The organism is Aeromonas sobria (genome assembly GCF_050266975.1).
GTDB classification, from domain to species: domain Bacteria; phylum Pseudomonadota; class Gammaproteobacteria; order Enterobacterales; family Aeromonadaceae; genus Aeromonas; species Aeromonas sobria_B.
Map to the genome: position 1 here is coordinate 16,866 of NZ_JBKISU010000018.1, position 24,041 is coordinate 40,906.

General features: G+C 64.7%; 23 protein-coding genes and 1 tRNA gene. 9 read left to right on the plus strand and 15 right to left on the minus strand.

Annotation, left to right across the window (positions count from 1 at the left end; all coding sequences use genetic code 11):
* Window positions 1-20: 20 nt before the first annotated feature.
* The 3 genes from ACLHZ1_RS11725 to ACLHZ1_RS11735 form a co-directional block, all read right to left on the minus strand.
* Entirely contained in the window at window positions 21-968 is a 948-nt protein-coding gene (locus ACLHZ1_RS11725) for a DUF2157 domain-containing protein (protein WP_427262236.1), read from the minus strand.
* A gap of 269 nt (window positions 969-1,237) precedes the next feature.
* The gene (locus ACLHZ1_RS11730; RefSeq protein WP_408794755.1) at window positions 1,238-1,798 is read right to left on the minus strand and encodes a TMEM165/GDT1 family protein; all 561 of its coding nucleotides are present in this window, start codon (window positions 1,796-1,798) and stop codon (window positions 1,238-1,240) included.
* Between the two features lie 257 nt (window positions 1,799-2,055).
* The gene (locus tag ACLHZ1_RS11735) at window positions 2,056-2,385 is read right to left on the minus strand and encodes a translation initiation factor (RefSeq protein ID WP_427262237.1); all 330 of its coding nucleotides are present in this window, start codon (window positions 2,383-2,385) and stop codon (window positions 2,056-2,058) included.
* Between the two features lie 119 nt (window positions 2,386-2,504).
* On the opposite strand from ACLHZ1_RS11735, the gene ACLHZ1_RS11740 reads away from it, so the two are divergent.
* From ACLHZ1_RS11740 to ACLHZ1_RS11750, 3 genes are read left to right on the plus strand one after another with little or no spacing between them, the layout of a single operon-like run.
* Entirely contained in the window at window positions 2,505-2,732 is a 228-nt protein-coding gene (locus ACLHZ1_RS11740; RefSeq protein WP_427262238.1) for a FeoA family protein, read from the plus strand.
* Window positions 2,733-2,787: 55 nt separating this feature from the next.
* Window positions 2,788-5,058 (plus strand): Fe(2+) transporter permease subunit FeoB, encoded by a 2,271-nt coding sequence (gene feoB / locus ACLHZ1_RS11745; protein ID WP_427262239.1) that lies wholly within the window; start codon window positions 2,788-2,790, stop codon window positions 5,056-5,058.
* A 43-nt stretch (window positions 5,059-5,101) separates the two neighbouring features.
* Window positions 5,102-5,344 (plus strand): FeoC-like transcriptional regulator, encoded by a 243-nt coding sequence (locus ACLHZ1_RS11750; protein ID WP_427262240.1) that lies wholly within the window; start codon window positions 5,102-5,104, stop codon window positions 5,342-5,344.
* Window positions 5,345-5,436: 92 nt separating this feature from the next.
* Here the strand turns inward: ACLHZ1_RS11750 and glgC are convergent, their stop codons facing one another.
* From glgC to ACLHZ1_RS11765, 3 genes are all read right to left on the minus strand, one after another.
* A complete protein-coding gene (gene glgC / locus ACLHZ1_RS11755; protein WP_427262241.1) occupies window positions 5,437-6,708 on the minus strand; it encodes a glucose-1-phosphate adenylyltransferase in 1,272 nt (423 codons plus the stop codon).
* A 354-nt stretch (window positions 6,709-7,062) separates the two neighbouring features.
* A complete protein-coding gene (gene tapW, locus ACLHZ1_RS11760) occupies window positions 7,063-8,202 on the minus strand; it encodes a type IVa pilus ATPase TapW (protein WP_427262242.1) in 1,140 nt (379 codons plus the stop codon).
* Window positions 8,203-8,250: 48 nt separating this feature from the next.
* The gene (locus tag ACLHZ1_RS11765) at window positions 8,251-8,607 is read right to left on the minus strand and encodes a DMT family protein (RefSeq protein WP_427262243.1); all 357 of its coding nucleotides are present in this window, start codon (window positions 8,605-8,607) and stop codon (window positions 8,251-8,253) included.
* A 453-nt stretch (window positions 8,608-9,060) separates the two neighbouring features.
* On the opposite strand from ACLHZ1_RS11765, the gene btuC reads away from it, so the two are divergent.
* Together btuC and ACLHZ1_RS11775 are read left to right on the plus strand one after the other, a co-directional pair.
* A complete protein-coding gene (gene btuC, locus ACLHZ1_RS11770; protein WP_408794779.1) occupies window positions 9,061-10,068 on the plus strand; it encodes a vitamin B12 ABC transporter permease BtuC in 1,008 nt (335 codons plus the stop codon).
* Window positions 10,052-10,831 (plus strand): ATP-binding cassette domain-containing protein, encoded by a 780-nt coding sequence (locus ACLHZ1_RS11775; RefSeq protein WP_427262244.1) that lies wholly within the window; start codon window positions 10,052-10,054, stop codon window positions 10,829-10,831. Before btuC ends, ACLHZ1_RS11775 begins: the two co-directional genes overlap by 17 nt.
* A 201-nt stretch (window positions 10,832-11,032) precedes the next feature.
* On the opposite strand, the gene ACLHZ1_RS11780 is transcribed toward ACLHZ1_RS11775, so the two are convergent.
* The gene (locus ACLHZ1_RS11780) at window positions 11,033-12,100 is read right to left on the minus strand and encodes a 3-deoxy-7-phosphoheptulonate synthase (RefSeq protein ID WP_427262245.1); all 1,068 of its coding nucleotides are present in this window, start codon (window positions 12,098-12,100) and stop codon (window positions 11,033-11,035) included.
* 146 nt (window positions 12,101-12,246) lie between these two features.
* On the opposite strand from ACLHZ1_RS11780, the gene ACLHZ1_RS11785 reads away from it, so the two are divergent.
* Entirely contained in the window at window positions 12,247-12,627 is a 381-nt protein-coding gene (locus ACLHZ1_RS11785; protein WP_408794788.1) for a diacylglycerol kinase, read from the plus strand.
* A 70-nt stretch (window positions 12,628-12,697) separates the two neighbouring features.
* Here the strand turns inward: ACLHZ1_RS11785 and ACLHZ1_RS11790 are convergent, their stop codons facing one another.
* The gene (locus tag ACLHZ1_RS11790) at window positions 12,698-12,835 is read right to left on the minus strand and encodes a hypothetical protein (protein WP_408794791.1); all 138 of its coding nucleotides are present in this window, start codon (window positions 12,833-12,835) and stop codon (window positions 12,698-12,700) included.
* Between the two features lie 191 nt (window positions 12,836-13,026).
* On the minus strand, window positions 13,027-14,490 hold the full coding sequence (gene mltF, locus ACLHZ1_RS11795) for a membrane-bound lytic murein transglycosylase MltF (RefSeq protein ID WP_427262246.1): 1,464 nt from the start codon (window positions 14,488-14,490) through the stop codon (window positions 13,027-13,029).
* A 184-nt stretch (window positions 14,491-14,674) separates the two neighbouring features.
* On the opposite strand from mltF, the gene purL reads away from it, so the two are divergent.
* Window positions 14,675-18,559: a phosphoribosylformylglycinamidine synthase gene (gene purL, locus ACLHZ1_RS11800; protein WP_427262247.1), complete on the plus strand. Its 3,885-nt coding sequence runs from the start codon at window positions 14,675-14,677 to the stop codon at window positions 18,557-18,559.
* Window positions 18,560-18,822: 263 nt separating this feature from the next.
* On the opposite strand, the gene ACLHZ1_RS11805 is transcribed toward purL, so the two are convergent.
* The 5 genes from ACLHZ1_RS11805 to mepA form a co-directional block, all read right to left on the minus strand.
* Window positions 18,823-18,910 (minus strand) — tRNA-Ser (locus tag ACLHZ1_RS11805).
* A gap of 175 nt (window positions 18,911-19,085) precedes the next feature.
* Window positions 19,086-19,703, minus strand: coding sequence for a TPM domain-containing protein (locus ACLHZ1_RS11810; RefSeq protein WP_408796577.1), 618 nt, complete (start codon window positions 19,701-19,703; stop codon window positions 19,086-19,088).
* 25 nt (window positions 19,704-19,728) lie between these two features.
* Window positions 19,729-20,463: a TPM domain-containing protein gene (locus ACLHZ1_RS11815; protein WP_427262248.1), complete on the minus strand. Its 735-nt coding sequence runs from the start codon at window positions 20,461-20,463 to the stop codon at window positions 19,729-19,731.
* On the minus strand, window positions 20,463-21,050 hold the full coding sequence (locus tag ACLHZ1_RS11820) for a LemA family protein (protein WP_408796575.1): 588 nt from the start codon (window positions 21,048-21,050) through the stop codon (window positions 20,463-20,465). The genes ACLHZ1_RS11815 and ACLHZ1_RS11820 overlap by 1 nt, the downstream gene beginning before the upstream one ends.
* A 55-nt stretch (window positions 21,051-21,105) precedes the next feature.
* Window positions 21,106-21,852 (minus strand): penicillin-insensitive murein endopeptidase, encoded by a 747-nt coding sequence (mepA, locus tag ACLHZ1_RS11825; RefSeq protein ID WP_408796574.1) that lies wholly within the window; start codon window positions 21,850-21,852, stop codon window positions 21,106-21,108.
* 156 nt (window positions 21,853-22,008) lie between these two features.
* Between mepA and ACLHZ1_RS11830 the strand changes: the two genes are divergently transcribed.
* Window positions 22,009-22,560 (plus strand): hypothetical protein, encoded by a 552-nt coding sequence (locus ACLHZ1_RS11830; RefSeq protein ID WP_427262284.1) that lies wholly within the window; start codon window positions 22,009-22,011, stop codon window positions 22,558-22,560.
* Between the two features lie 207 nt (window positions 22,561-22,767).
* On the plus strand, window positions 22,768-23,046 hold the full coding sequence (locus tag ACLHZ1_RS11835; protein WP_427262249.1) for an RNA recognition motif domain-containing protein: 279 nt from the start codon (window positions 22,768-22,770) through the stop codon (window positions 23,044-23,046).
* A gap of 77 nt (window positions 23,047-23,123) precedes the next feature.
* On the opposite strand, the gene ACLHZ1_RS11840 is transcribed toward ACLHZ1_RS11835, so the two are convergent.
* The gene (locus tag ACLHZ1_RS11840; protein WP_427262250.1) at window positions 23,124-24,023 is read right to left on the minus strand and encodes an aldo/keto reductase; all 900 of its coding nucleotides are present in this window, start codon (window positions 24,021-24,023) and stop codon (window positions 23,124-23,126) included.
* Window positions 24,024-24,041: the final 18 nt, after the last annotated feature.

Here is a 24,041-nt window from a genome sequence, read left to right on the forward strand (position 1 = left end):
CGGCGTGGTGGTGAGGGGTATCAGGCGTCATGGCGGGCCTCCCGGCGCTGGTGTTGCAGCCAGCGGCTGGCCGCCACCGACAGGACGATGGCGATGATGCAGAGCAGCAAAAAACCGTTCACGTCGGGCTCCATCCACTTGCCGAGCGCCGCCAGCAGCACGGCGATGACGCTCAGGCACGCCATGGCGAGCCCGGTGATGAAGCGGTGGTGCCAGCAGCCATAGGCGGCGCCGAGCCAGAGCAGCCAGGCGGGCCAGGCCCAGGGGGAGGCGGCATCGAACAGGCTGAGCAGCACCAGCAGGGTGACCCCGAGCCCGGCCGCCAGGGCCGGCAGGTAGGCGGGCATCAGCCGGTAGCGCCCCGGCAGGCGCCACAGCAGCAGCCAGAGCAGGGCGTTGAGCAGGGCGAGGCACCAGGCCAGCCCCTCTTCGTTGAAGGAGAAGAAGAGGTTGAAGAGGCCAAGGCGCCAGTAGAGCACCAGGGCGAGCTGACTCAGCAGCCAGCTCAGGGTCCAGAGCAGAGGGCTCTGACCCAGGAGGGCCCAGGGCAGCAGCAGCAGGGCCCAGAGCGCGAACAGCTGCCAGGGATCGGCCCCGGTCTGATAGGTCTGGCCCACCAGGGCGAGCAGGGCGCCGAGGTTGAGGGCGCACAAGAGCAGCAGACCCTGGCGGGCGCCATCGCTCAAGGGGGCGCGCCACAGCACCAGCAGCATGGCCAGCAGGGGCAGCTCGACCAGGCCGAGGCGCGGCAGGCGCCCCAGCCCCTGCCAGTTGAAGGCGACGAAGAAGATGATGCCGGCCCCGAGGCAGAGGCAGCCGAGCAGCAGCAACAGGCGATCGAACAGCTGGCGCCAGCGGTCGGGGCCGGGGGGCAGCTCGGCCAGACGCAGGGCATCGGCGAGCCGGTCGGGGGCGAGTCGGCCTTGCTTGATCCAGTCGAGCAAAGGGCGGCGGGCGTGATGGTGCATGGGCGGGCTCCGGGCAGTTTGCCGCATTATGGCATAGCACAGGGTGAACAAGGCAATGGCAGCGACGGGCCGTTTGGCGGCGCCATGGCATGGCGCAGGGTGAACAAGGCAACTGGCCACTGGCTGCGGTACCGGGCAGTTTGGCGGCGCCATGGCATAGGGAAGGGGGAACGAGGCAACGGCAGCTGGCAATAGCAGCACAGGGCTGGGCCAGATAAAGGCAGGCCTCCTCGCGGGGAGGGGGCCTGGAGGTCATGACCGTGATGGGATCAGGGGGCGACGATCAGGGTGCTGATGCCAAGGGTGGCGAACAGGATGGCGCAGCCGATGCGGATCCCCTTGAGGGGCAGCTTGTCCGCCCCCAGCTTGCCGAGCAGCACCACGGGCACGTTGGCCAGCATCATGCCGAGGGTGGTGCCGGCGATCACCTGGGTGAGGGAGTCGTACTTGGCGGCCAGCAGCACGGTCGCAATCTGGGTCTTGTCACCTATCTCGGCGATGAAGAAGAGCACGAAGGTGGCGAGGAAGGGGCCGTATTTGTCCAGCGAACTCTCCTCGTCGTCCAGCTTGTCCGGCACCAGGATCCAGACCGCCATGGCGATGAAGGCGCCCGCCACCAGATAGGTCATCAGCCTGGGATCGAGCCAGCGGCTGACCAGTTCGCCAATCCAGGCGGCGGCCGCGTGGTTGAGCAGGGTGGCGGCCAGCATGCCGGCGATGATGGGCCAGGGGGCGCGGAAACGACAGATAAGCAGGAGTGCGAGCAGCTGGGTCTTGTCGCCGATCTCGGCGATGGCCACGCTCAGGGTGGAGGTTAACAGGGCTTCCATAAAGATTACCGGGGGACGGAATTGTTATAAACCAGAGACAAGCCTGCGCCATCCGTCCCCGGTATTGGCACTGGCCCGTCAAAGGTCTTGTCAAATCCGGCATTGCTCTTGCGGATCACCCTGACCATGGTGAGTTGGCACCAAGTATGTTGATCAGGGTCTGCGGGCTGTGTCGCCCGTCAGAGACTACTCCCCCTCGATGGGAGCGGGCATTCTAGGGAACTTCCCTTGGCATTTCAAGGCGCAGGGCGGGCCGACTAGCCGCCGACCTGCTTGACGGTGAAGCCCGCCTTCTCCAGCTCGGCCTTGATAAGGTCCCGTTTGTCCCCCTGGATCTCGATCACCCCCTCCTTGAGGCCGCCGCCGGTGCCGCATTTCTTCTTGAGCAGGGTGGCGATGGCCTTCTGCTGATCGGCGGGGACGCCATGGATGCTGATGACGCCGGCGCCCTTGCGCCCCTTGGTCTCGCGGCGAATGCGCACCATGCCGTCGGCGGGGAAGGGGGAGGCGCTCTGGGGGCTGGCCTGTTCCTTGATGAGGCCGCCATCCGTGCTGTAAACCAGGCGGCTGTTGTTGTCTGGAGTCATGGTCTTTCTTTGTGGATTAGCTGAGGGGAGTTTGATTTTACGCAAATTAATGTTGGGGGCACAGCTTATAATCCTCCCACTAAAAGCGAATTATTCTTGTTTAACCTCAGGAGCCCGTCATGGTACTCACGCAGTTGTCGCCGGGGCAGAGTGCTCGCATCACACACATGAACCATCTTGGTCGCACCCTGCGACGCAAGCTGATGGTGATGGGCCTGTTGCCCCAGGCCGAGATCATCTATCTGCGGGCCGCCCCCCTCGGGGATCCGCTTCAGATCCAGTGCCAGGGGATCTGCCTCTCCATGCAGAAGAGTCTCGCCCAGCAAATAGAGGTGGAACCGGTATGAATGCCTTGTCACCACGCCATCGCCCTGCCCAAGGGCACACAGAGGTAGAACCGGTATGAGCTACTCCCTGGTTACCGTCGGCAACCCCAACAGCGGCAAGACCTCGCTGTTCAACGCCCTCACCGGGGCCCGCCAGCAGGTGGGCAACTGGAGCGGGGTCACGGTCGACAAGAAGATGGGGGCGTTTCGCGCGGGCGAGCATGAGTGCAAGCTGATGGACTTGCCCGGCATCTATAGCCTGGCCGGTGAGGATGGCAGCCTGGACGAACAGATCGCCAGCCGCTTTGCCCTGGGCCAGCGGCCGGATCTGGTGCTCAACGTCATCGACGCCGCCAATCTGGAGCGATCCCTCTATCTGACCCTGCAACTGCGGGAGCTGGGGCTGCCCATGGTGGTGGTGCTCAACAAGATGGATATCTTGCAAAAGCGGCGGGAAGTGATAGACGAAGCCCTGCTGGCCGAGGCGCTGGGCTGCCCCGTGGTGGCCCTCTCTGCCCACAATCGCCAGCAGGTCGCCGCCTTCAAGCGCCAGATCCCCGCCCTGACCGATCAGGCCCAATCGGCCTTGCGGCTCGATTATGGCCAGCCCCTCGAGCAGGATCTGGCGGAGCTGGAGACCCTGCTCGCCCCCCATCACCTCAGCGCCCGCGGCCGGGCCCTGCGCCTGCTGGAAGAGGATGAGGCGATGCAGGAGACCCTGCTGCCGGGCCAAGGGGCGGCGGCCGCCAACGTGGTCGCCCGAGCGCACCAGACCCAGGACGTCGACCTGCAACTGGCCGATATTCGCTACGGCCACATCCATCACTGGGGGAGCCAGGCGCGCCAGCACAAGGGCAAGCTCACCCAGGCCCAGAGCGAGTGGCTGGACCGGGCGCTGCTCAACCGCTGGATTGGCATCCCCTTCTTCCTGCTGGTGATGTACCTGATGTTCCTGTTCGCCATCAATGTGGGCAGCGCCTTCATCGACTTCTTCGACATCATGGGGGGCGCCCTGTTCGTCGATGGGGTACACCACCTGCTGGGTCTTGTCCAGGCACCCGACTGGCTCGGTGCCCTGCTGGCGGACGGCTTCGGGGTGGGCCTACAGACCGTGGCCACCTTCATCCCGGTGATTGGCTGCCTCTATCTGTTTCTCGCCGTGCTGGAGAGCTCGGGCTATCTGGCCCGGGCCGCCTTCGTGGTGGATGCCCTGATGCGCCGCCTCGGCCTGCCGGGCAAGGCGTTCGTCCCCATGCTGATGGGCTTTGGTTGCACAGTGCCCTCGGTGATGGCGACCCGCACCCTCAACTCCGAGCGGGAAAGGCTGATGACCTCGGCCATGGCCCCCTTCATGTCGTGCGGCGCCCGCCTGCCGGTCTACGCCCTGTTTGCGGTGGCGTTTTTCCCTGCATCCGGCCAGAACCTGGTGTTCGGCCTCTACCTCATCGGCATCCTGGTGGCCGTGCTCACCGGCCTCTTCCTGCGCAGCACCCTGCTGCCGGGCAAGAGCGACTCCATGGTGATGGAGATGCCGGACTATGAGTGGCCGCGCCCTATCGACGTCGGGATCAAGACCTGGCAGAAGCTCAAGTCCTTCGTCTTTGGCGCGGGCAAGACCATAGTGCTGGTGGTGGCCGTGCTGAGCGTGCTCAACTCCCTCGGCACCGACGGCAGCTTCGGCCATCAGGATCAGGAAAGCTCGGTGCTGAGCAAGATAAGCCAGGCGGTGACCCCGGTGCTGCATCCCATCGGGGTGCGCGACGACAACTGGCAGGCCACGGTCGGCATCGTCACCGGCATCTTCGCCAAGGAGGCGGTGGTCGGCACCCTCAACAGCCTCTACGCCGGCGCAGGCGGGGACGAGGAGGCGAGCGAATTCTCCCTGGTGGCCAGCTTCCATGAGGCCATCGCCGCCGTGGCCGCCAATCTGGCCGACATAGACCCGTCCGATCCCATGGGGATCCAGATCGGCGAGCTGGATGACAGACAAGCCGCCGCCGAGGCCCAGGAGGTGGACGTGTCAACCTATGGCAACATGCAGAGCCACTTCGACGGGGCCGCAGGCGCCTTCGCCTACCTGCTGTTCGTGCTGCTCTACATGCCCTGCGCCGCCGCCATGGGCGCCCTGGTGCGGGAAACCGGTCGCCAGTGGGCCCTGCTGACCGCCGCCTGGTGCAACTACATGGCCTTCCTGTGTGCCACCCTTTTCTACCAGCTGGCCACCTTCGCCGACCATCCCGAGCAGAGCCTGCTCTGGGTGGCGAGCTATGGCCTCTCCCTGGCGCTGCTGTGGTGGGTTGGCCGTCGCCGTGGCGACATCGCCGCGCGCAAGGTGGTGACCCTGTGATGGCGCCAACGAGGGGATGGATCCGGCAAGGGGAGGTCACCCCATGATATTGCGCGAACTGGGTGATTATCTGGCGGCGCAGCAGAGGGTGAGCCGGCGGGATCTGGCCCGCCACTTCCACACCTCGGAGGATGCCGTCGAGGCCATGCTGGGGGTCTGGATGCGCAAGGGGCGCGTCACCAAGCGGGAGAGCCGGGTGTGCGGCGGCGGTTGCTGTGGCAAGAGCCAGGAGGTGATGTTCGAGTGGTGCCAGCCCGGCCGGATAGGCCTGGTGCAAAAAGGCTGAGCCGCCCCGCCCCCAGGGCTCATACTGCGCATGAAGCAAAGACCCGCCAGCGGGGGGTCTTTTGTGTTGGCACGGGGCAGGGGCGTTTGGGCTCACAGCCTGGCCAGCATCTCCTTGGTGACCAGGACGGTGCCCTGCTCGGAGCGGTAGAAGCGGCGGGCATCCTCGTCGGCGTTCTCCCCCACCACCAGCCCCTCTGGCAGGATGCAATCCTTGTCGATCACCACCCGGCGCAGGCGACAGCCGGCCCCTATCTCGACGTCGGGGAAGATCACCGCCTGATCCAGGGTGCAGAAGGAGTCGACCCGCACATGGTGGAACAGCACGGAACTCATGATGAAGGAGCCGCTGACGATGGTGCCGCCGGCAAACATGGAGTTGATGGTCATGCCGTGCTGGCCGTTCTGATCCTGCACGAACTTGGCGGGGGCCGTCATGCTCTGGCTGGTCCAGATGGGCCAGTCCTGATCATAGATATCGAGCTCCGGGGTGACGGAGGCGAGATCCATGTTCGCCTCCCAGAACGAATCCACCGTGCCCACATCGCGCCAGTAGGCGCGCTTTTGCGGGCAGCAGCCGACGCAGGACATGCTGAACGGGTGAGCATGGGCGGTGCCCTCCTTGACCACCCGCGGGATCACGTCCATGCCAAAATCGTGATGGGAGGCCTCGTTGGCCAGGTCTTCTTCCAGCAACTGATAGAGGTATTCGGCATCGAAGATGTAGACCCCCATGGAGGCCAGCGCCGTGTCGGGCTTGCCCGGCATGGCGGGGGGATTGGCGGGCTTCTCGACGAAGGCATTGATCTTGCGATCCCCATCTACCGCCATGACGCCGAAGGCGCTCGCCTCGCTGCGTGGCACTTCGATGCAGGCCACGGTCACGCGCCCGCCCATCTTGACGTGGTCGAGCAGCATGGCGGCGTAGTCCATCTTGTAGATGTGATCCCCCGCCAGCACCACCACATATTTGGGGGCGTGGTCGCGGATGATGTCCAGGTTTTGATAGACGGCATCGGCGGTGCCGCGATACCAGTTCACCTCGTCCACCCTCTGCTGGGCCGGCAGCAGATCGATGAACTCGTTCATCTGGTTGCGCAGAAATGACCAGCCCGATTGCAGGTGACGCAGCAGGCTGTGGGATTTGTACTGGGTCACTACGCCTATCCGACGGAGCCCTGAGTTGACGCAGTTGGAGAGTACGAAGTCGATGATGCGGAACTTGCCGCCAAAATGTACGGCGGGTTTCGCCCTGTGGTCCGTCAACTCTTTGAGGCGGCTGCCTCGGCCTCCTGCTAAAACCAATGCCATGGTTTCGTTCAGCAACTGTCTGGATGTTGCCGTTTCGGTAGGCTGTAATAACATTTAAATCCCCTTTGTTGGTGGTATCTGCTGAGATTAACCGTTAAGAGAAGATGTTTTAGCGCGCTCAGTCACACTTCACAAAAGGTCACCCTCTATTATTGATTTCTTTGTTAGTTGTGCGAAAAAAGTTGTCGCAAGGGGCGTCGGCAGGTGGCGCTCAGACGGGAAAGGGGCGAGGGAGGAGGAAGGCAGAGGGCAGGGAAGAGTCCTGCCAGGGGGGATGGGGAAGCCGGGGGCCGAGCTTCATGGCGGGAGAGGAAAGGCGCGGCGCGAACAAGAAAGGAGCAGGGTGGCGGGGCAGGCACCTTGCCGGAACCCGGGGCGTTCCAGCAAGGTGATGGGGGCCTGACAGGGTCAGAAGGGATCGCTTCCCTCGTCCCCGGTGGGTTCCAGGCTCCAGCCGCTGGCATCGCTGCTGGCGGCAATCTGCCCCTTGTCACGCCAGAGTTTTATCTTGAGGCGCAGGTTGGTCTGGGAGTCGGCGTTCTTCACCGCCTCCTCATCCTCGATCACCCCTTCCACCACCAGATCGAACAGGGCCTCGTCGAAGGTGACCATGCCAAGGGCCCGGGACTTCTCCATCACCTCCTTGAGACTGCCAAACTCGCCGCGCTTGATGAGATCGCGAATGGTGTGGGTGCCGAGCATCACCTCCACCGCCGCCCGGCGCCCGCCATCTGTGGTCTTCACCAGCCGCTGGGAGACGAAGGCCTTGAGGTTGTTGCCAAGGTCGTTGAGCAGCTGGGGCCTGCGCTCCTCGGGGAAGAAGTTGATGATGCGATCCAGCGCCTGGTTGGCATTGTTGGCGTGCAGGGTGGAGATGGCCAGGTGGCCGGTCTCGGCGAAGGCCAGGGCATGCTCCATGGTTTCGCGATCGCGAATTTCACCGATGAGGATGACGTCCGGCGCCTGGCGCAGGGTATTTTTCAGGGCGGCGTGGAAGCTGCGGGTGTCTACCCCCACCTCCCGCTGGTTGATGATGCTCTTGTGGTGGCGATGGACGAACTCCACCGGATCCTCGATGGTGATGATGTGACCGCCGCTGTTGCGGTTGCGATGGTCGATGAGGGCCGCGAGCGACGTGGACTTGCCCGAGCCCGTGCCGCCGACGAACAGCACCAGGCCGCGTTTTTCCATGATGGTGTCGAGCAGCACCGGGGGGAGCTTGAGATCCTCGAAGCGGGGGATCTCGGTCTTGATGTTGCGCGCCACCAGGGAGACCTCATTGCGCTGCTTGAAGATGTTGACCCGAAAGCGGCCTGTCTGGGGCAGGGAGATGGCGAGGTTCATCTCCAGCTCCTTGTCGAACTGCTGGCGCTGCTCCTCGTCCATGATGGCGGCGGCGATGGCGGCCACCTCCCCCGGGGCGAGGGGAGTGTCGGTGAGGGGGCGCAACGCCCCCTGAAACTTGGCGCAAGGGGGAGCGCCGGTGGAGAGATAGAGGTCGGAGCCATCCTGGCTCGCCAATATGGTCAGCATCGCTTGCAGCTCCATGATGGGCCTCGTTTTAGGGTGAACAGGGAATGGAGAAGAGTGTACCCCTTATCCGCCGACCAGTTTCTCGCGAAACACAAAAAACACCGCCCCCATGATGCACAGGGCCGCCCAGAGGTAGTCCCACTTCAGCTCCTCCTTGAGGTAGAAGACGGCGAAGGGGACGAAGACGGTGAGGGTGATCACCTCCTGCAGGATCTTGAGCTGCGCCACCGTCATGACGCTGTGGCCGATGCGGTTGGCGGGCACCTGCAACAGGTACTCGAACAGGGCGATACCCCAGCTCACCAGGGCGGCGATGATCCAGGGCTTGTGGTTCATCTCCTTGAGGTGGGCATACCAGGCGAAGGTCATGAAGACGTTGCTGCACACCAGCAGACCGATGCTGACGAGAATGGGATTCATGGGTCTTCCTTACGTGAGGCCGCATCGGGCACTGAGAAGAGGATGGGCAGGAGGCGGAGCCTCCCGATGACGGCTGCTGTTATATCCTAGCGGAGCCATCTCCATAACCCCCTCTCCAAGGTATTTTTGACACGGGATCCTCGGGAGGAAAAGCGAGACAGGTTCTGGTGGGCTGGCGCTGTGTTCTGTGGGGCTGTCCGGCACAGGGGCGCCAGCTCTGCGAGCCTGACGATGACCACCGACGTCTGGCCACCATTTCGCATCTTGCAGGCCGACGGCCGTTTCACCGGGCTGGATAGGGATAGCCTGGCCGCCGTGCAGGCGCACCGGCATCCGCCCCATGGTGCGGGTCCAGTCTCTCTCCTGGCTCGGCGCCTTGACCATAGGACCCTCTCCCTTGCTATCATTGGCCCCTTCTCATCTCGACCCAAGGGTCTTTGCTCGGGACATGCCTTGTTCACCACACTGATCGCCCGCCAGCGCCGCCTGCAGCGCCGCCTGCTGCTCGGCCTGCTCTGCCTGACCCTGTTGCTGCTGCTGCTCTCCTTGAGTGTCGGCGCCTTCATGGTGCTGCCCTGGCAGCCCCTTGGTCCCCTGGAGCAGCAGATCCTGCTGGAGCTGCGCCTGCCCCGGGCCCTGCTCGCCCTGCTGGCGGGGGCCGCTCTGGCCTGCGGCGGCGCCGTGCTGCAGATCATGCTGCACAACCCGGTGGCCGAACCCGGCCTGCTCGGCGTCTCGAGCGGGGCCGGACTGGCCGCCATGGTCGCCATGGCCCTGGCCAAGGGGGCCGACATGGCGCTGCCGGGCTGGGCCCTCTCCCTGGCCGCCTTCGCCGGGGCCCTGCTGGTGACCCTCCTGCTGCTGCTGGCCGCCCGCCGCGCCCATCTGGGCAGCGCCCGTCTGCTGCTGCTGGGGGTGGCCATCGGCATCCTCACCAATGCGGCCATGACCTGGCTGATGTATTTCGCCGACGACGGCTCGGTGCGCGAATTCATGTTCTGGATGATGGGCAGCCTGGCCTATGGCAGTCAGCAATTTGGCTGGTGGTGGCTGCTCATGCCCCTGACCCTGCTCTGGCTCATCCGGCAGGGACGGGGGCTGCAACAGCTGCTGCTGGGGGAATCCCAGGCCAGATTGATGGGGCTGGACGTGCAGCGGCTGCGGGTGCGGCTGGTGCTGGCGGTCTGCCTGCTCACCGGGCTGGCGGTGGCCCTGTGCGGCGTCATCGGCTTCGTCGGCCTGGTGGTGCCCCATCTGCTGCGCCTGTGCGGGGTGAGCGATCAGCGCTTCTTGCTGCCCGCCTCGGCCCTGGGGGGAGGCGCCCTGCTGCTGGGGGCGGATCTCTGCGCCCGCACCCTGCTGGCGGCGGGGGAGCTGCCCATCGGGGTGGTGACCGCCTCGGTGGGGGCACCCCTGTTTATCTACCTCCTGCTCAGGCAATCCCATGACCAGCCCCATTGATGACAAGGCGCGGCTCTGCGCCCGCGACCTCTGCCTGGCCCAGCGCCTGGCCCCCCTCAGCCTGAGCTGGTCCGGGGGCCAGCTGGTGGCCCTGCTGGGCCCGAACGGCAGCGGCAAGTCGACCCTGCTCGCCTCCCTGGCCGGCCTGCTGCCCGCCCGCGGCGAGGTGCTGCTGGAGGGGGAGGGGATCGCCGCCCTGAGCCTGGAGGCGCTGGCGGCGCGCCGCGCCATGTTGCCCCAGCGTCAGCCCCATCTGTTTCATACCCCCGTTTTCGCCGTGCTCGCCCTGGGGCTGGGAGGGCGCGATCCTGCGAGCCCGGCGGCCAGGGCCGCCATGGCGACCCTCTGTCAGGCCCTGGAGCTCGATACGTTGCTGGCCCGGGATTTCAGCCGCCTCTCCGGGGGGGAGCAGCAGCGGGTGCTGATCGCCCGCACCCTGCTCCAGGTGTGGCCCGGACTCAATCTGGCGGGGCGTCTGCTGCTGCTGGATGAACCCCTGGCCGGGCTGGATCTGCACCATCAGCTGGCGCTGCTGCGGCTGCTGAAATCGTTGGCACGCCAGGGACTGCTGGTGGTGATGGCCATCCACGACATCAATCTGGCCATCGACTGGGCGGATCGCATGCTCTGCCTGCAAGGGGGCAAGCTGGTGTGCGAGGGGAGCGTCGACATCATCGACGAGGCGCTGCTCGAGCGGGTGTTCCAGATCAAGACGACGCGGATCGAGGCGGGCGGCCGCACCTGGTTTATGCCCAGTTTGTAGGAGCGGGGCGCAGCGTAATCGGCCGCCCAAGAAAAAGGGGCCAGTATCGAACATACTGGCCCCTTTGCTTATTGGCTGTTCAGCCCAGCTTGTGCAGGCGCACTTGGGCGGCGTCGGCCAGCATGACCAGCAGGGTCTCGGTGTCTGACCAGGACAGGCAAGCATCCGTGATGCGCTGGCCGAAGGCGATTGAGGCAGCCGTTATCTCGTGTTGGTCTTGGCAAGGCGCGCAGTGGCCGCTTCGGCCAGCATGGCCAGCAGGGTCTCGGTGTCATTCCACGACAGACAGGCATCCGTGATGCTCTGACCGAAGGTGGCGGCGCAGCCGTTCTCCACCTCCTGGCGGCCTTCCACCAGGAAGCTCTCGGCCATGATGCCGGCGATGCCGGTACGGCCGCGCCGCAGCTGATCGCAGATATCCTGGGCCACCAGTAGCTGGCGGCGGTGATCCTTCATGCTGTTGCCGTGGCTGAAGTCCACCACCAGCCGTTCGGGCAGGCCCACCTGGGCCAGGGCTTCGCACGCCTCGTCGATGCTGGCGGTGTCGTAGTTGGGCCTGTGGCCGCCACGGAGGATCACGTGACCGAAGGGGTTGCCGGCGGTGCGGTAGATGGTCATCTTGCCGTCCTTGTCCGGGGAGTAGAAGATGTGGCTGTGGCGGGCGGCGCGCACCGCATCGATGGCGATGCGGGTGTTGCCGTCTGTGCCGTTCTTGAAGCCGACCGGGCAGGAGAGGGCGGAGGCCATCTCCCGGTGGACCTGGGATTCGGTGGTGCGCGCGCCAATGGCACCCCAGGTGATGAGGTCGCTAATATACTGACCGGTCACCATATCGAGGAACTCGGTGGCGGTGGGCATGCCCAGGGCATTGATGTCCGCCAGCAGCTTGCGGGCCAGTTTCAGCCCTTCATTCACGTCGAAGCTGCCGTCGAGGCGGGGATCGTTGATGAGCCCCTTCCAGCCGACTATGGTGCGCGGCTTCTCGAAATAAGTGCGCATCACGATGCACAGGCTCTCTTTGTACTGCTCGCGCAGGACATTGAGGCGGGTGGCGTAGTCGAGGGCGGCGACCGGATCATGGATGGAGCAGGGGCCTATGATGACCAGCAGTCGCTGATCCTCACCGGTCAGTATGGCTTCCACTTCGCGGCGGGCATCGAGCAGGTTCTGGGCGATCGTGTCGGTAATGGGGAAGGCGCTGGCGAGTTCGCTGGGGGTGATGAGGGACTCCAGGCGACGGGTGCGCAATTCATCGGTGTGAATGGACATAAGAAACTCAAGTCTCGAGTGGGTGGCATGGCCACAGGCGGCGAAAAAAAGCAAAGGGATAAAATAAAGCAAAATCCTGTCGATTGAAACCTTGGCCGGCTCTGCTAGGATGTGAGGCCGTTTTATCCCTACCCGAGGTAGTTTTTGTGGCAAAACCTGGCGCGACCGGCCTGACCCGGATCATCAAGGCAACCGGTTACAGCATGAAGGGTCTGAGATCCGCCTGGCTCAACGAGGCCGCCTTTCGGCAAGAGCTGATCCTGATCGTGCTGTTAATGCCGCTGGCGTTCTGGATCGGCGACTCCCTGGATCAGATCCTGCTGCTGATCGCGGTCAGCTGGCTGGTGGTGATCGTCGAGATCCTCAATTCGGCGGTGGAGGCGGTGGTGGATCGCATCGGATCCGAACACCACGAGCTGTCGGGGCGCGCCAAGGATCTGGGGTCGGCGGCCGTCTTCATCGCCCTGGCACTGAACCTGCTGGTGTGGGGCGCCCTGGTGGGGCGCAATCTGCTCGGCTGGTGGTGATCGCCCCGAGGCGAAGCAGAATGCAACAAAGGCGCCCGATGGCGCCTTTGTTGTGACTGGCATCGCCGCCTTACTCTGCGATGAGCAGGGTATAGGAGCGGTTGCGGCGCCAGATCTTGCGTTTGGTGTCGTTGAGCTTGAGTTTGCGTCTGGGGCTCCAGCCGCTCTTTGTCGCCTTGACCAGACGTATTCTTCTACGTTTTTGCATCTTGGTCTCCTGCCCCCTTGCTCGCTCGAGCCAGGGGATCCTCATGTTGCATAGGGGTACTCGAGGTGGGGCACTGCCGACACTGTCATTGACCATCGCGAGCCGGGCTGCCGGGGGATGGCGCCGTGTCGGACAGGCTCCGCTGTGTCGGCATGATAGCAGGCCGGCCGGTCCTAAGACAGGGGGGAATATCAGCCTTGTTCGGCACCCGTGATCCGGCTCACGGCCTCCGCGATGGGGCTGGGCGCCGCCTGGCTCACCGCTTCGCTGTCATCCTCGTCCAGGGCCTCGAGGCGCCGCGCCTTCTGCTGCTCGTTGTCGAGCCAGAGCAGGCTCTGGTAGTACTGGCGCACATTGTTGACATAGCTGCGGGCCTCGCCGCCCCGGGCGTAGCCGTAGCGCACCTTGCTGTGCCATCTGGCCTGCTGCAGCAGCGGCAGCACCTCCTTGACGTCGCCCCAGCTGTCGGGGTCCTTGCCAAGCAGCTTGGTGAGGCGGCGGGCATCCATCATGTGACCGTAACCTATGTTGTAGGCGGTGAGGGCGAACCACACCTTTTCATCGTCAGGAACAGAGTCCGGCACCTTGTCCATCATCAGCTTGAGATAGCGGGCGCCCCCCTCGATGCTCTCCTTTGGGTGGGTTCTGTCCTTCACCCCCATGGCCTTGGCGGTGTTTTCGGTCAGCATCATCATGCCGCGCACCCCTGTGTAGGAGCGGGCATTGGGGTCCCAGTGGGACTCTTGATAGCTGATGGCGGCCAGCAGGCGCCAGTCGATGTCCAGGGCGTGCTGCTTGAACAGGGACTGGTACCTGGGCAGCCGCTCCTTGGCCCGGCGCAGGAAGGTGCGGGTATCGACGAAGTCGAAGTTCTGCACATGGCCGAAGTATTTCTCGTCGAGCTTGGCGATGGCGCCGTCCATGAAGCGCTGGCCGAAGAAGTCGATGATGCTGGCGTAGAGGCTGTCATCGGGCAGCCGGTTCATGGCCCAGGCCACCGTCTGGTTGTCGGAGAGGGTGAGCGCCTCGGCCAGCTCGGGGTAGTAACGCTGGGTGCGGGCCAGCACAGTGTCCTGCACTATGGTGTAGTCGATCTCGCCCTTGGCCACGGCCTTGAGCAAGTCCTCCGTGTCCATCCTGGCGTCCGCGCGCCAGCTCAGGGTCGGATGCTGCTTGCCATAGGCCTTGAGCAGGTCATCGCCGGTGGAGCCCTGGGCCACCACCAACTGGCCGTCGACGTCCGCCAGGCTGCGGGGGCGCCGGGTGCCGTTGCGATAGACCAGCTTGGGGGAGACCTGATAGAAGCCGGGGCCGAAGCGAAACAGGGCGCGGCGCTCCGGGGTGACGACGATGGCGGCGGCGGCCAGATCCAGCTTGCCCCGCTCCAGCAGCCCCACCAGCTCGGCGCTGGTGTTGACCGGCACTATGGTCAGCTTGACCCCGAGCCAGTCGGCGAAGGATTGGGCCAGCTCGTAATCGTAGCCCAGGGCCGTGTCGTCCCGCTGGTAATAGGAGGTGGGACCGTACAGGGTGCCGACCCGGATCTCGCCCCGTTGGCGGATCTGTTCCAGCTGGCTGGAGGGGGTGTGAAAGTCACAACTGGCGAGGGCCAGGGTCATGGTCACGGCGAGCAGCAGTCGAACAATGGGGCGCAAGTAGGTGAATACCCTTGTTGAAAATATCGACGATCGTCGGGAAACAGGCCCCTTTATACCAGAGAGTCGGAGGCGAGTCACATCGATGGCGAGGATAAAAACGTTTGTCCGGCGGGGGCGGGATCCCTATAATACGCGCGTCTCAAATCCCCCCCACACATTAAAACTTGGTGAGAAAGGTCATATGGAAATCTTGCGAGGTGCGCCTGCACTGTCTGAGTTTCGTATCAACAAGTTGCTGCAAAGCTTCGCGCACAGAGGACTCGAGATAAGCAGTATCTACGCCGAATACGTGCATTTTGCCGAATTGACTGCGCCGCTCTCCGATGGCGAGCGAACGACACTGGAACGGTTGCTGCGCTACGGCCCGACCATCCAGGAACACGCCCCCAGCGGCCAGCTCTTCCTCGTTACCCCCCGTCCCGGCACCATCTCCCCCTGGTCTTCCAAAGCAAGCGACATCGCCCACAACTGCGGCCTGACCCAGGTCAAGCGGCTCGAGCGCGGTATTGCCTACTATGTGGAAGGCGAACTGACCGCCGACCAGCACGCGGATGTGGCCGCCCTGCTGCACGATCGCATGATGGAGACCGTCTTCTCGGCCCCCGAGCAGGCGAGCGCCCTGTTTGCTCACCATGAACCGCGCCCCTTCACCCAGGTGGATGTGCTCGGCGGTGGTCGCGCCGCCCTGGCGTCGGCCAACATCGCCCTGGGCCTGGCCCTGGCCGATGACGAAATCGACTACCTGGTGGAGAACTTCACCAAGCTCGGTCGTAACCCCAACGACATCGAGCTCTACATGTTCGCCCAGGCGAACTCCGAACACTGCCGTCACAAGATCTTCAACGCCGACTGGACCATAGACGGGCAACCCCAGCCCAAGTCCCTGTTCAAGATGATCAAGAACACCTTCGAACAGACGCCGGATCATGTGCTGTCCGCCTATAAAGACAACGCCGCCGTGATGGAGGGCAGCGAGGCTGGCCGCTTCTTCCCGAGCAGCAAGGGCGAGTACCAGTATCACCAGGAGCGGGTCGACATCCTGATGAAGGTGGAGACCCACAACCACCCGACCGCCATCTCCCCCTTCCCGGGGGCGGCCACCGGCTCCGGCGGCGAAATTCGCGACGAGGGTGCGACCGGTCGTGGCGCCAAGCCCAAGGCGGGTCTGGTGGGCTTCTCCGTCTCCAACCTGCGCATCCCCGGTTTCGAGCAGCCCTGGGAGCAGGATTTCGGCAAGCCGAGCCGCATCGTCAGCGCCTTTGACATCATGCAGGAAGGCCCGCTCGGCGGGGCGGCGTTCAACAACGAATTTGGCCGTCCGGCCCTGCTCGGTTACTTCCGTACCTTCGAAGAGAAGGTGCCGAGCCACAACGGCGTCGAGGTGCGCGGCTATCACAAGCCCATCATGCTGGCGGGCGGCCTTGGCAACATCCGCAGCGAACACGTCCAGAAAGGGGAGATCCCGGTCGGCGCGGCCCTGATCGTGCTGGGCGGCCCGGCCATGAACATCGGCCTGGGCGGCGGCGCGGCTTCCAGCATGGCCTCCGGCCAGTCTGCCGAAGACCTCGATTTTGCCTCGGTGCAGCGGGACAACCCCGAGATGGAGCGCCGCTGCCAGGAGGTGATCGATCGCTGCTGGCAACTGGGGGACGACAACCCCATCGCCTTCATCCACGACGTGGGCGCCGGTGGCCTCTCCAACGCCATGCCCGAACTGGTCAACGACGGCGAGCGCGGTGGTCGCTTCGACTTGCGCGCCATCCAGAGCGACGAGCCCGGCATGAGCCCGCTCGAGATCTGGTGCAACGAATCCCAGGAGCGTTACGTGCTGGCGGTCGCCCAGGACAAGCTGGCGCTGTTCCAGGCCCTGTGCGAGCGCGAACGCGCCCCCTATGCCGTCATCGGTACCGCCACCGAAGAGAAGCACCTCACCCTCTCCGATGCGCATTTTGACAACCAGCCCATCGATCTGCCCCTGGACGTGCTGCTCGGCAAGGCGCCCAAGATGCACCGGGACGTGCAGAGCCTGCCCGCCCAGGGCAAGGCGTTGCAACTGGACGGCATCACCCTGAATGACGCGGCCGAGCGGGTGCTGCGCCTGCCGACCGTGGCGGAGAAATCCTTCCTCATCACCATCGGCGATCGCACCGTGACGGGCCTGGTCAACCGCGATCAGATGGTCGGTCCCTGGCAGATCCCGGTGGCCGATTGCGCCGTCACCGCCGCCACCTACGACAGCTATCACGGCGAAGCCATGTCCATGGGGGAGCGCACCCCGGTGGCCCTGCTCTCCCACGCCGCCTCTGCCCGCATGGCGGTGGCCGAGGCCCTGACCAACCTGGCGCCGGCCCACATCGGGTCGCTGAAGCGGGTCAAGCTCTCCGCCAACTGGATGTCCGCCGCCGGTCACCCGGGGGAAGATGCCGGCCTCTACGACGCCGTGAAGGCCGTGGGGGAGGAGCTCTGCCCCGAGCTCGGCCTCACCATACCGGTGGGCAAGGACTCCATGTCCATGAAGACCCGCTGGCAGCAAGATGGCGAGGAGCGCAGCGTCACCTCGCCGCTCTCCCTGCTCATCACCGCCTTTGCCCGGGTGGAAGACGTGCGCAATACCGTGACCCCTGTGCTTCGCACCGATCTCGGTGAGACCGACCTTATCCTCATCGACCTTGGCAACGGCAAGCAGCGCCTGGGCGCCTCCGCCCTGGCCCAGGTCTATCGCCAGCTCGGTGACAGTGCGCCGGATCTGGACAACCCGACCCAGCTCAAGGGCTTCTTCAACGCCATTCAGGCCCTGGTGGCGGACAGCAAGCTGATCGCCTACCACGACCGCTCCGATGGCGGCCTGTTCGTGACCCTGGCCGAGATGGCCTTCGCCGGTCACTGCGGCCTCGATATCCAGCTCGATCGCGTCGGTGGCGAGCTGCTGCCCGCCCTGTTCAACGAGGAGCTGGGGGCCGTCATTCAGGTGCGCCGCGAGGACAAGGAAGCCGTGATGACCCTGCTGGCGGGCCACGGCCTGGCGGCCTGCGCCCATGTCATCGGCACCGCCAGCGACGGCGATGATCTGGTGATGAAGCGGGTCGGCCAGGAGGTGTATCGCGCCAGCCGCACCGCCCTGCGTACCCTCTGGGGCGAGACCAGCTGGCAGATGCAGCGCCTGCGGGACAACCCGGAGTGCGCGGATCAGGAGCATGCCGCTCGCCAGGACGCCACCGACCCGGGCCTGCACGCCAGCCTGAGCTACAACCCGTCCGAGGACGTGGCCGCCCCCTACATCGCCCGCGGGGTCTCCCCCCGTCTGGCGGTGCTGCGCGAGCAGGGGGTCAACTCCCACGTCGAGATGGCGGCGGCGTTTGATCGCGCCGGATTCACCGCGGTGGACGTGCACATGAGCGACATCCTCAGCGGCCGCATCGAGCTTGGCCAGTTCCAGACCCTGGTGGCCTGTGGCGGCTTCTCCTACGGCGACGTGCTGGGGGCGGGGGAAGGCTGGGCCAAGTCCATCCTGTTCAACGACAACGCCCGCGAGCAGTTCCAGCGCTTCTTCGAGCGCGGCGACACCCTCTCCCTGGGGGTGTGCAACGGTTGCCAGATGATGTCCAACCTGCGCGACCTCATCCCGGGGGCCGATCTCTGGCCGCGCTTCGTGCGCAACCGCTCCGAGCGTTTCGAGGCGCGCTTCAGCCTGGTGCAGGTGCAGGATTCCCCGTCCGCCTTCTTCGCCGGCATGGCGGGTTCCGTGATGCCCATCGCCGTCTCCCACGGGGAAGGGCGAGTGGAGGTGCAAGACGCCGCCCACCTTGCCGCGCTGCAAGCCAGCGGTCTGGTGGGGCTGCGCTTCGTCGACAACCGGGGTCAGGCGACCGAAGGCTACCCGGCCAACCCGAACGGCTCACCGGACGGCATCACTGCGGTCACCACCACGGACGGCCGCGCCACCATTATGATGCCGCACCCGGAGCGGGTATTCCGCACCGTGGCCAACTCCTGGCACCCGGACAACTGGGGCGAGGACGGTGCCTGGATGCGCATGTTCAGAAACGCCCGGGTCCGCCTGGGCTGATGCAGGCAACCCCATAATGAGAGAACCGGCCCATGTGGCCGGTTTTTTTATTCGTAGCAGGCGGTCATCTTGCCTGCCGGGGCAGAGAGCCCGAGCTCGGCGCTGGCAGCGGTGAAGGACCTCCTGGCCCAGGAGACGCGGGATCGCTGGTCAGCGCCCTCTGAAAGAGATCGGGCAAGGGGTGAGAGACAAGGGGAGGGGGGCAGGGAGGGGCCGGCATGACGAAAAGCAAAAAACCGACCCTGAGGTCGGTTTTTTCAATTTGGCGGTGAGGGAGGGATTCGAACCCTCGATACGTTGCCGTATACACACTTTCCAGGCGTGCTCCTTCAGCCACTCGGACACCTCACCAAATTTTGGTCTGTGGTTTAACGTGTTCAGCCAACACTGTGTTCACTACGCTGTTGCGCTGGAACGGGGCGTAATTTAGGGGAAAGCCGGTGATGGGTCAACCTTTTTTCCCCTTGTTTTTCATATCTTTTTCCGTTTGCACAGCTTTTATGCCGACTCTGGCGCTTTTATCGCCTCATGGCTTGTCCAGCATGATCAGGCTGTCGGGCAGCTCGTTCTTGTCGTTGGTGGGGGGGAAGGCATCGGCCAAGATGGCGCCGGTGCGGGTCACGCACTCGATGAAGCCGGGCTCCACCTCACCCTTGCGGATCCGGGCGGTAAAGTCGTCGATGATCGCCTGCCACTGGGCGTTCTCTATGTGCCGGGCGACCCCGTCATCGACCAGGATCTCCACATAGTGCTCCGCCACCGAGACGAAGATCAGCACCCCCAGCCGGTCGTGGGTGCGGTGCAGCCCCTGCTCGACAAATTGCAGCCGCGCCATCAGGGCCGCCCGGTGGCGACGCACCTTCTTGGGAATGAGCAGCATCTTGATGGGGGTCCAGTGAAACAGCAGGGTCAGGGCGAGCCAGACCGCCCACTGGGTCAGCAGGATCTCGTACCAGCCGAGCCAGAAGCCCAGCTCGAACACCAGCAGGGGGGTGAGCATGGCGAGCAGGGCCGCCCACAGGGTGGGGATGTAGCGATAACTGTCGCTGGCCGGGGCCAGTACCGTCACCAACTCGGCGTCCGTGGCCTGCTCGGCCTGCTTGACCCTGGCCTGGAGAGTGTGAAAAAACTGTTTTGATATCATCTCTTTATCTCAATAGGTATGGGGATCACCAGCCACCGGAGGCACCGCCGCCACCGAAGCTGCCACCACCGCCGCCGAAGCTGCCGCCGCCAAAACCGCCACCCGAGCGTCCGGCACCGAATCCGCCGGCGGTATAGATGGCGCCTCTGCGGCCCCGGCCGCCGCCGCCCCCTCCGCCACCGCGCAGGTTGTGCAGCACTATCATGGCAATCACCATGATGATGAAGATGAGCAGGCCGTTGACCTTGTCCTTCTTGGGAGGAGCCTTGGCCTGATACTCGCCGGCCAGTGCCTGCATGATGGCCTGGCTGCCGCCGAGGATGCCGCTCGCCATGTCGCCTCGACGAAAGGCGGGCAGCACCCGGGTCTGGATGATGTTGGCGGCGATGGCGTCGGGCAACACCCCCTCCAGGCCGTAGCCCACCTCGATGCGCACCTTGCGATCCTCGGGGGAGATGATCAGCAGCACGCCATTGTTCTTGCCCTGCTGGCCAATGCCCCAGTGGCGGCCGAGCTGGTAGCCGTACTCCTCTATGGTATTGCCATCCAGGCTGGTGAGGGAGACGACCACCAGCTGGACGCCGCTCTGTTGTTCGAAGGCCGCGAGCTCGCGGGTGAGGCGACTGGCCTGCTCCGGGCTCAGCAGGTGCGCCTCATCGACCACACGCCCGCTCAGGGCCGGAAATTGGGGGGCGGCCAGCAGGGAGAAGGAACAGAGCAGCCCCAGCAGCAACAGCCAGGGCCGGATGAGTTGCGCCATCAAAATTCGACCTTGGGCGCTTCGTCGGCACCCGGCTTGGCACTGAAGCTCGGCTTGGGCTCGAGATCCGAGTAGAGCAGCTTGGCCCAGATGACCCCCGGGAAGGTGCGCAGCTCAGTATTGAACTGGCGCACCGCCTCTATGTAGTCACGGCGAGCCACCGAGATGCGGTTCTCCGTGCCCTCGAGCTGGGCCTGCAGGGTGAGAAACTGCTGATCCGCTTTCAGATCCGGGTAACGTTCCACCACCACCATGAGGCGGGAGAGGGCGCTGCTGAGCTGGTTCTGGGCCGCCTCGAACTGCTGGAGCTGGGCGGGATCGCTCACCTGCAGGCTGCCGACCCGGGCCCGGGCATCGGTGACCGCCTTGAGGGTCTCCTGCTCGTGGCTGGCATAGCCCTTGACGGTGGCAACCAGGTTGGGGACCAGATCGGCGCGGCGCTGATACTGGTTCTCCACCTGGCCCCAGCTCGCCTTGACCTGTTCATCCAGGGTCGGGATCGTGTTCATGCCGCAGCCGGTCAGGGTCAGCAGCAGGGAAGCCAGCAGGCAGGCCCGGGTGAAGGGGCGCCAGATACTCGTTGCCATCTCGTTGTTCTCCAGTGAGTTTTCAATGTTTGCCCGCACACCATACCCCTTGTGCTCAGCCCTCACAACGGCGAGGCAGCGGGGGCAGGTTGCGATAGGTGACGGAGACCCTGGGCAACTGCGGCTTGTCCTTGAGCCAGGAGGCGAGCTCGGCGCCGCAGCCATTGCCCGGCGGTATGGGGGCCTGGGGCTGGCAGTCCGGGCTGCCGGCCGGGCAGCGCAGCCGCACATGGAAGTGGCTGAAGTGGCCGACCCAGGGCCTGAGCTTGCCGACCCAGGGCTCGTCCGGGCTGCGTTTGCACACCTCCGCCTTGAGGGCGGGGTTGATGAAGATGCGGGTCACCTCCGCCGGTTGGGCGGCGAGGCGCAGCAGGGTCAGCTGCTGGGGGCCGAATCGCCCCGGCAGCACCCGATAGCTGGGCTCGTCGATGAGGGCCCACTCCTTGGGGGCATCCTGCTCCCAGCGGTTGATGGGCTGGTTGGCCATGCGAAACCAGATGTCGGCGTCGAGCCCGGTCTGGTGGCTGCGGTGTCCCGAGCGGAAGGGGCCGCCGCGGCTCATGGCGAGATCGGCGATGTAGAGATCCGGCAGGCCGGCCATCCTGGTGCGGCTTGCCAGCCCCTTGAGGTAGTCGATGAGGTCGGGGTGACCGTAGTAGCGCAGTCGCTTGCTGCGGATCACCTGGTAGCCCGGGCCACTCAGGGGTAGGGCCATGCCATTTTTCAGGCAGCCGCCGGCATAACCGCCGATGGCCTCGGGTTGTGCAGTGGCGCCCAGCAAGAGCAGGGTGGCGATAAGCATGATGTGCCTCGAACAGGGATAAAGGGTGTCTTTTGAGCGTCACCAGCATAGCAACAGAGCGGGGGGCGAGACCAGCACCTGGCTTGCCCTTGCGCCCGGTGTCGCCTTGTTGCCACAATGCGCCCCTCAACGGTATCTGAACAGGGGAAGAGGATGATGAAAGCGAGTGAGCTGGTCGGCAAGGCGGGGGTCTGCTGGCTGCAACCGCCGGCCGGGCGCTTCTATGTCGCCATGGGCAGCCTGCTGGTGCTGAGCCTGGCGGCGGTGGGGGCGTCACTCTGGCAAGGGTATCCCCAGATGGGGCTCCTGCCCTGGGTCGGCGTCATCTTTGGCGGCATAGTGCTGCTGATGATGCTGGTGCCCCGCCACTGGCAGCCCTGGCGCATGGCGGAGCTCGCCTGGGACAGGGATCATCTCTATCTCATCAACGGCCAGCAGGACAGCGTCAGGGCGCTGCCCCGGGCCGCCCTGGTCGAGGTGGGCCGCGAGCGGCGGGTCGGCCACAACGGGGAGTGGCTCGAGTTCAGCCTGGATCTTGCCCTGGACCAGGATGAGCTGACCCAGGTGGCCGAGTTGCTGGACCTGGGGGAGGAGCCCGCCCATGAAGTGAGCCCGGGCGTCTACCGTTTTGGCTTTAAACGGGCCTGGCACAGTCGGCGCGCCCTGGGGGCTCTGCTGGCGCAATTGGTGCCACATCGAGCTGATTAATTTCTAGACAAGCCGGGGGCAAGCTCAGATACTGCCAGTTATTCGCATTGAACTTGTCGCCTGACTTGTCCAAGAGATCAATGGCTTGGACTCTGAGGCGAGGAGGCCCCGGGCATGATGCCCGGGTCAATCCGGCGTGGTGGTTGTGCCCTTGCTGCGGCGCCGGTGATTGCATAGTGAAGGCACCCTGACTCGAGAGTGGATGGCATGAAGATTTACGTAGGTAATCTGTCGTACCGGATGACGGCCGACGAACTGACAACCCTATTCAGCCAGTTTGGACAGGTGGACAAGGTCGATATCATCATCGATCGCGACACCGGTCAGTCCAAGGGATTCGGTTTTATTGAAATGCCGGTCAATGGCGACGCCGAGAAGGCGATCGCCGAGCTGCACGGCACCGAGATTGGTGGCCGCACCATCACGGTCAATCAGGCCAAACCCAAGACAGATGCACCCCGTGGTCGCCCCCAGCGTCATCGTTAAGGGGCCTCGCTAACGCAAAACGGCATGGGTTTTCCCATGCCGTTTCTGTTTGTGCAAGAGGGCGCATCGCGCCGGGATCAAGGCACGTCGTAGCCCAGGGCCGCCTTGCGGATGCGAAACCACTGCTGGCGATCGAGCCTGATCTGCTCGGAGGCGACGGCGCTGGCGATCCGCTCGCGCTTGCCCGAGCCGATGATGGGCAGCGGCTGGCTCGGCAGCATCATGACCCAGGCGTAGACCACCTGCTCCAGGGTCTGGGCCCCCACCTCTTCGCGGATCCGCTCCAGCTCGTGGCGCAATCCCTGGTAGCGGCCGTCATGGAACAGGCTGCCGCCGCCGAGGCAAGACCAGGCCATGGGCCTGATACGCAGCTGCTGGCACTGATCCAGGGTGCCATCCAGGGTGAGATCCTGGTTGAGGGGGGAGATCTCCAGCTGGTTGGTGACCAGGGGGAAGGGCAGGCGCGACTGCAACAGTTCGAACTGGCGTGCGGTGAAGTTGGAGACACCGGCGTGCCTGATCTTGCCCGCCTGCTGGAGGGCGATGAAGGCCTCGGCCACCTCGTCGGCATTCATCAGGGGGTCCGGGCGGTGGATCAGCAGCAGATCCAGGTGATCGGTGCCGAGTTTGTGCAAGGAGGCCTCGGCGCTGGCGATGATGTGCTCCTTGCTGGTGTTGTAGTGGTTGAGGGCATGCTCGGGCTTGGCGGTGAGGGCGATGCCGCACTTGCTGACCAGCTCCATCCGGCTGCGCAGGGCGGGTTCCAGACGCAGGGCACGGCCAAAGGCCTCCTCGCACTGATAGCCGCCATAGATGTCGGCGTGGTCTAGGGTGGTGACGCCAAGGTCCAGGTGGTACTTGATGAGGTCCAGCAGGGCCGTCGGGCTGAGCTGCCACTCCATCAGGCGCCAGTAACCCATGACGATGCGGGAGAACTCCGGACCCTGGGGATGCAGAGGCAGGCGGGATACGGTCATAACTCACTCCTTGGAATA

What these genes read in the sequence shown, in the direction of transcription:
- ACLHZ1_RS11725 (WP_427262236.1), bottom strand. Translation starts at nt 968, where the DNA reads ATGCACCATCACGCCCGCCGCCCTTTGCTCGACTGGATCAAGCAAGGC.
- ACLHZ1_RS11730 (WP_408794755.1), bottom strand. Translation starts at nt 1,798, where the DNA reads ATGGAAGCCCTGTTAACCTCCACCCTGAGCGTGGCCATCGCCGAGATC.
- ACLHZ1_RS11735 (WP_427262237.1), bottom strand. Translation starts at nt 2,385, where the DNA reads ATGACTCCAGACAACAACAGCCGCCTGGTTTACAGCACGGATGGCGGC.
- ACLHZ1_RS11740 (WP_427262238.1), top strand. Translation starts at nt 2,505, where the DNA reads ATGGTACTCACGCAGTTGTCGCCGGGGCAGAGTGCTCGCATCACACAC.
- feoB (WP_427262239.1), top strand. Translation starts at nt 2,788, where the DNA reads ATGAGCTACTCCCTGGTTACCGTCGGCAACCCCAACAGCGGCAAGACC.
- ACLHZ1_RS11750 (WP_427262240.1), top strand. Translation starts at nt 5,102, where the DNA reads ATGATATTGCGCGAACTGGGTGATTATCTGGCGGCGCAGCAGAGGGTG.
- glgC (WP_427262241.1), bottom strand. Translation starts at nt 6,708, where the DNA reads ATGTTATTACAGCCTACCGAAACGGCAACATCCAGACAGTTGCTGAAC.
- tapW (WP_427262242.1), bottom strand. Translation starts at nt 8,202, where the DNA reads ATGGAGCTGCAAGCGATGCTGACCATATTGGCGAGCCAGGATGGCTCC.
- ACLHZ1_RS11765 (WP_427262243.1), bottom strand. Translation starts at nt 8,607, where the DNA reads ATGAATCCCATTCTCGTCAGCATCGGTCTGCTGGTGTGCAGCAACGTC.
- ACLHZ1_RS11775 (WP_427262244.1), top strand. Translation starts at nt 10,052, where the DNA reads ATGACCAGCCCCATTGATGACAAGGCGCGGCTCTGCGCCCGCGACCTC.
- ACLHZ1_RS11780 (WP_427262245.1), bottom strand. Translation starts at nt 12,100, where the DNA reads ATGTCCATTCACACCGATGAATTGCGCACCCGTCGCCTGGAGTCCCTC.
- ACLHZ1_RS11790 (WP_408794791.1), bottom strand. Translation starts at nt 12,835, where the DNA reads ATGCAAAAACGTAGAAGAATACGTCTGGTCAAGGCGACAAAGAGCGGC.
- purL (WP_427262247.1), top strand. Translation starts at nt 14,675, where the DNA reads ATGGAAATCTTGCGAGGTGCGCCTGCACTGTCTGAGTTTCGTATCAAC.
- ACLHZ1_RS11810 (WP_408796577.1), bottom strand. Translation starts at nt 19,703, where the DNA reads ATGATATCAAAACAGTTTTTTCACACTCTCCAGGCCAGGGTCAAGCAG.
- ACLHZ1_RS11815 (WP_427262248.1), bottom strand. Translation starts at nt 20,463, where the DNA reads ATGGCGCAACTCATCCGGCCCTGGCTGTTGCTGCTGGGGCTGCTCTGT.
- ACLHZ1_RS11820 (WP_408796575.1), bottom strand. Translation starts at nt 21,050, where the DNA reads ATGGCAACGAGTATCTGGCGCCCCTTCACCCGGGCCTGCCTGCTGGCT.
- mepA (WP_408796574.1), bottom strand. Translation starts at nt 21,852, where the DNA reads ATGCTTATCGCCACCCTGCTCTTGCTGGGCGCCACTGCACAACCCGAG.
- ACLHZ1_RS11830 (WP_427262284.1), top strand. Translation starts at nt 22,009, where the DNA reads ATGAAAGCGAGTGAGCTGGTCGGCAAGGCGGGGGTCTGCTGGCTGCAA.
- ACLHZ1_RS11835 (WP_427262249.1), top strand. Translation starts at nt 22,768, where the DNA reads ATGAAGATTTACGTAGGTAATCTGTCGTACCGGATGACGGCCGACGAA.
- ACLHZ1_RS11840 (WP_427262250.1), bottom strand. Translation starts at nt 24,023, where the DNA reads ATGACCGTATCCCGCCTGCCTCTGCATCCCCAGGGTCCGGAGTTCTCC.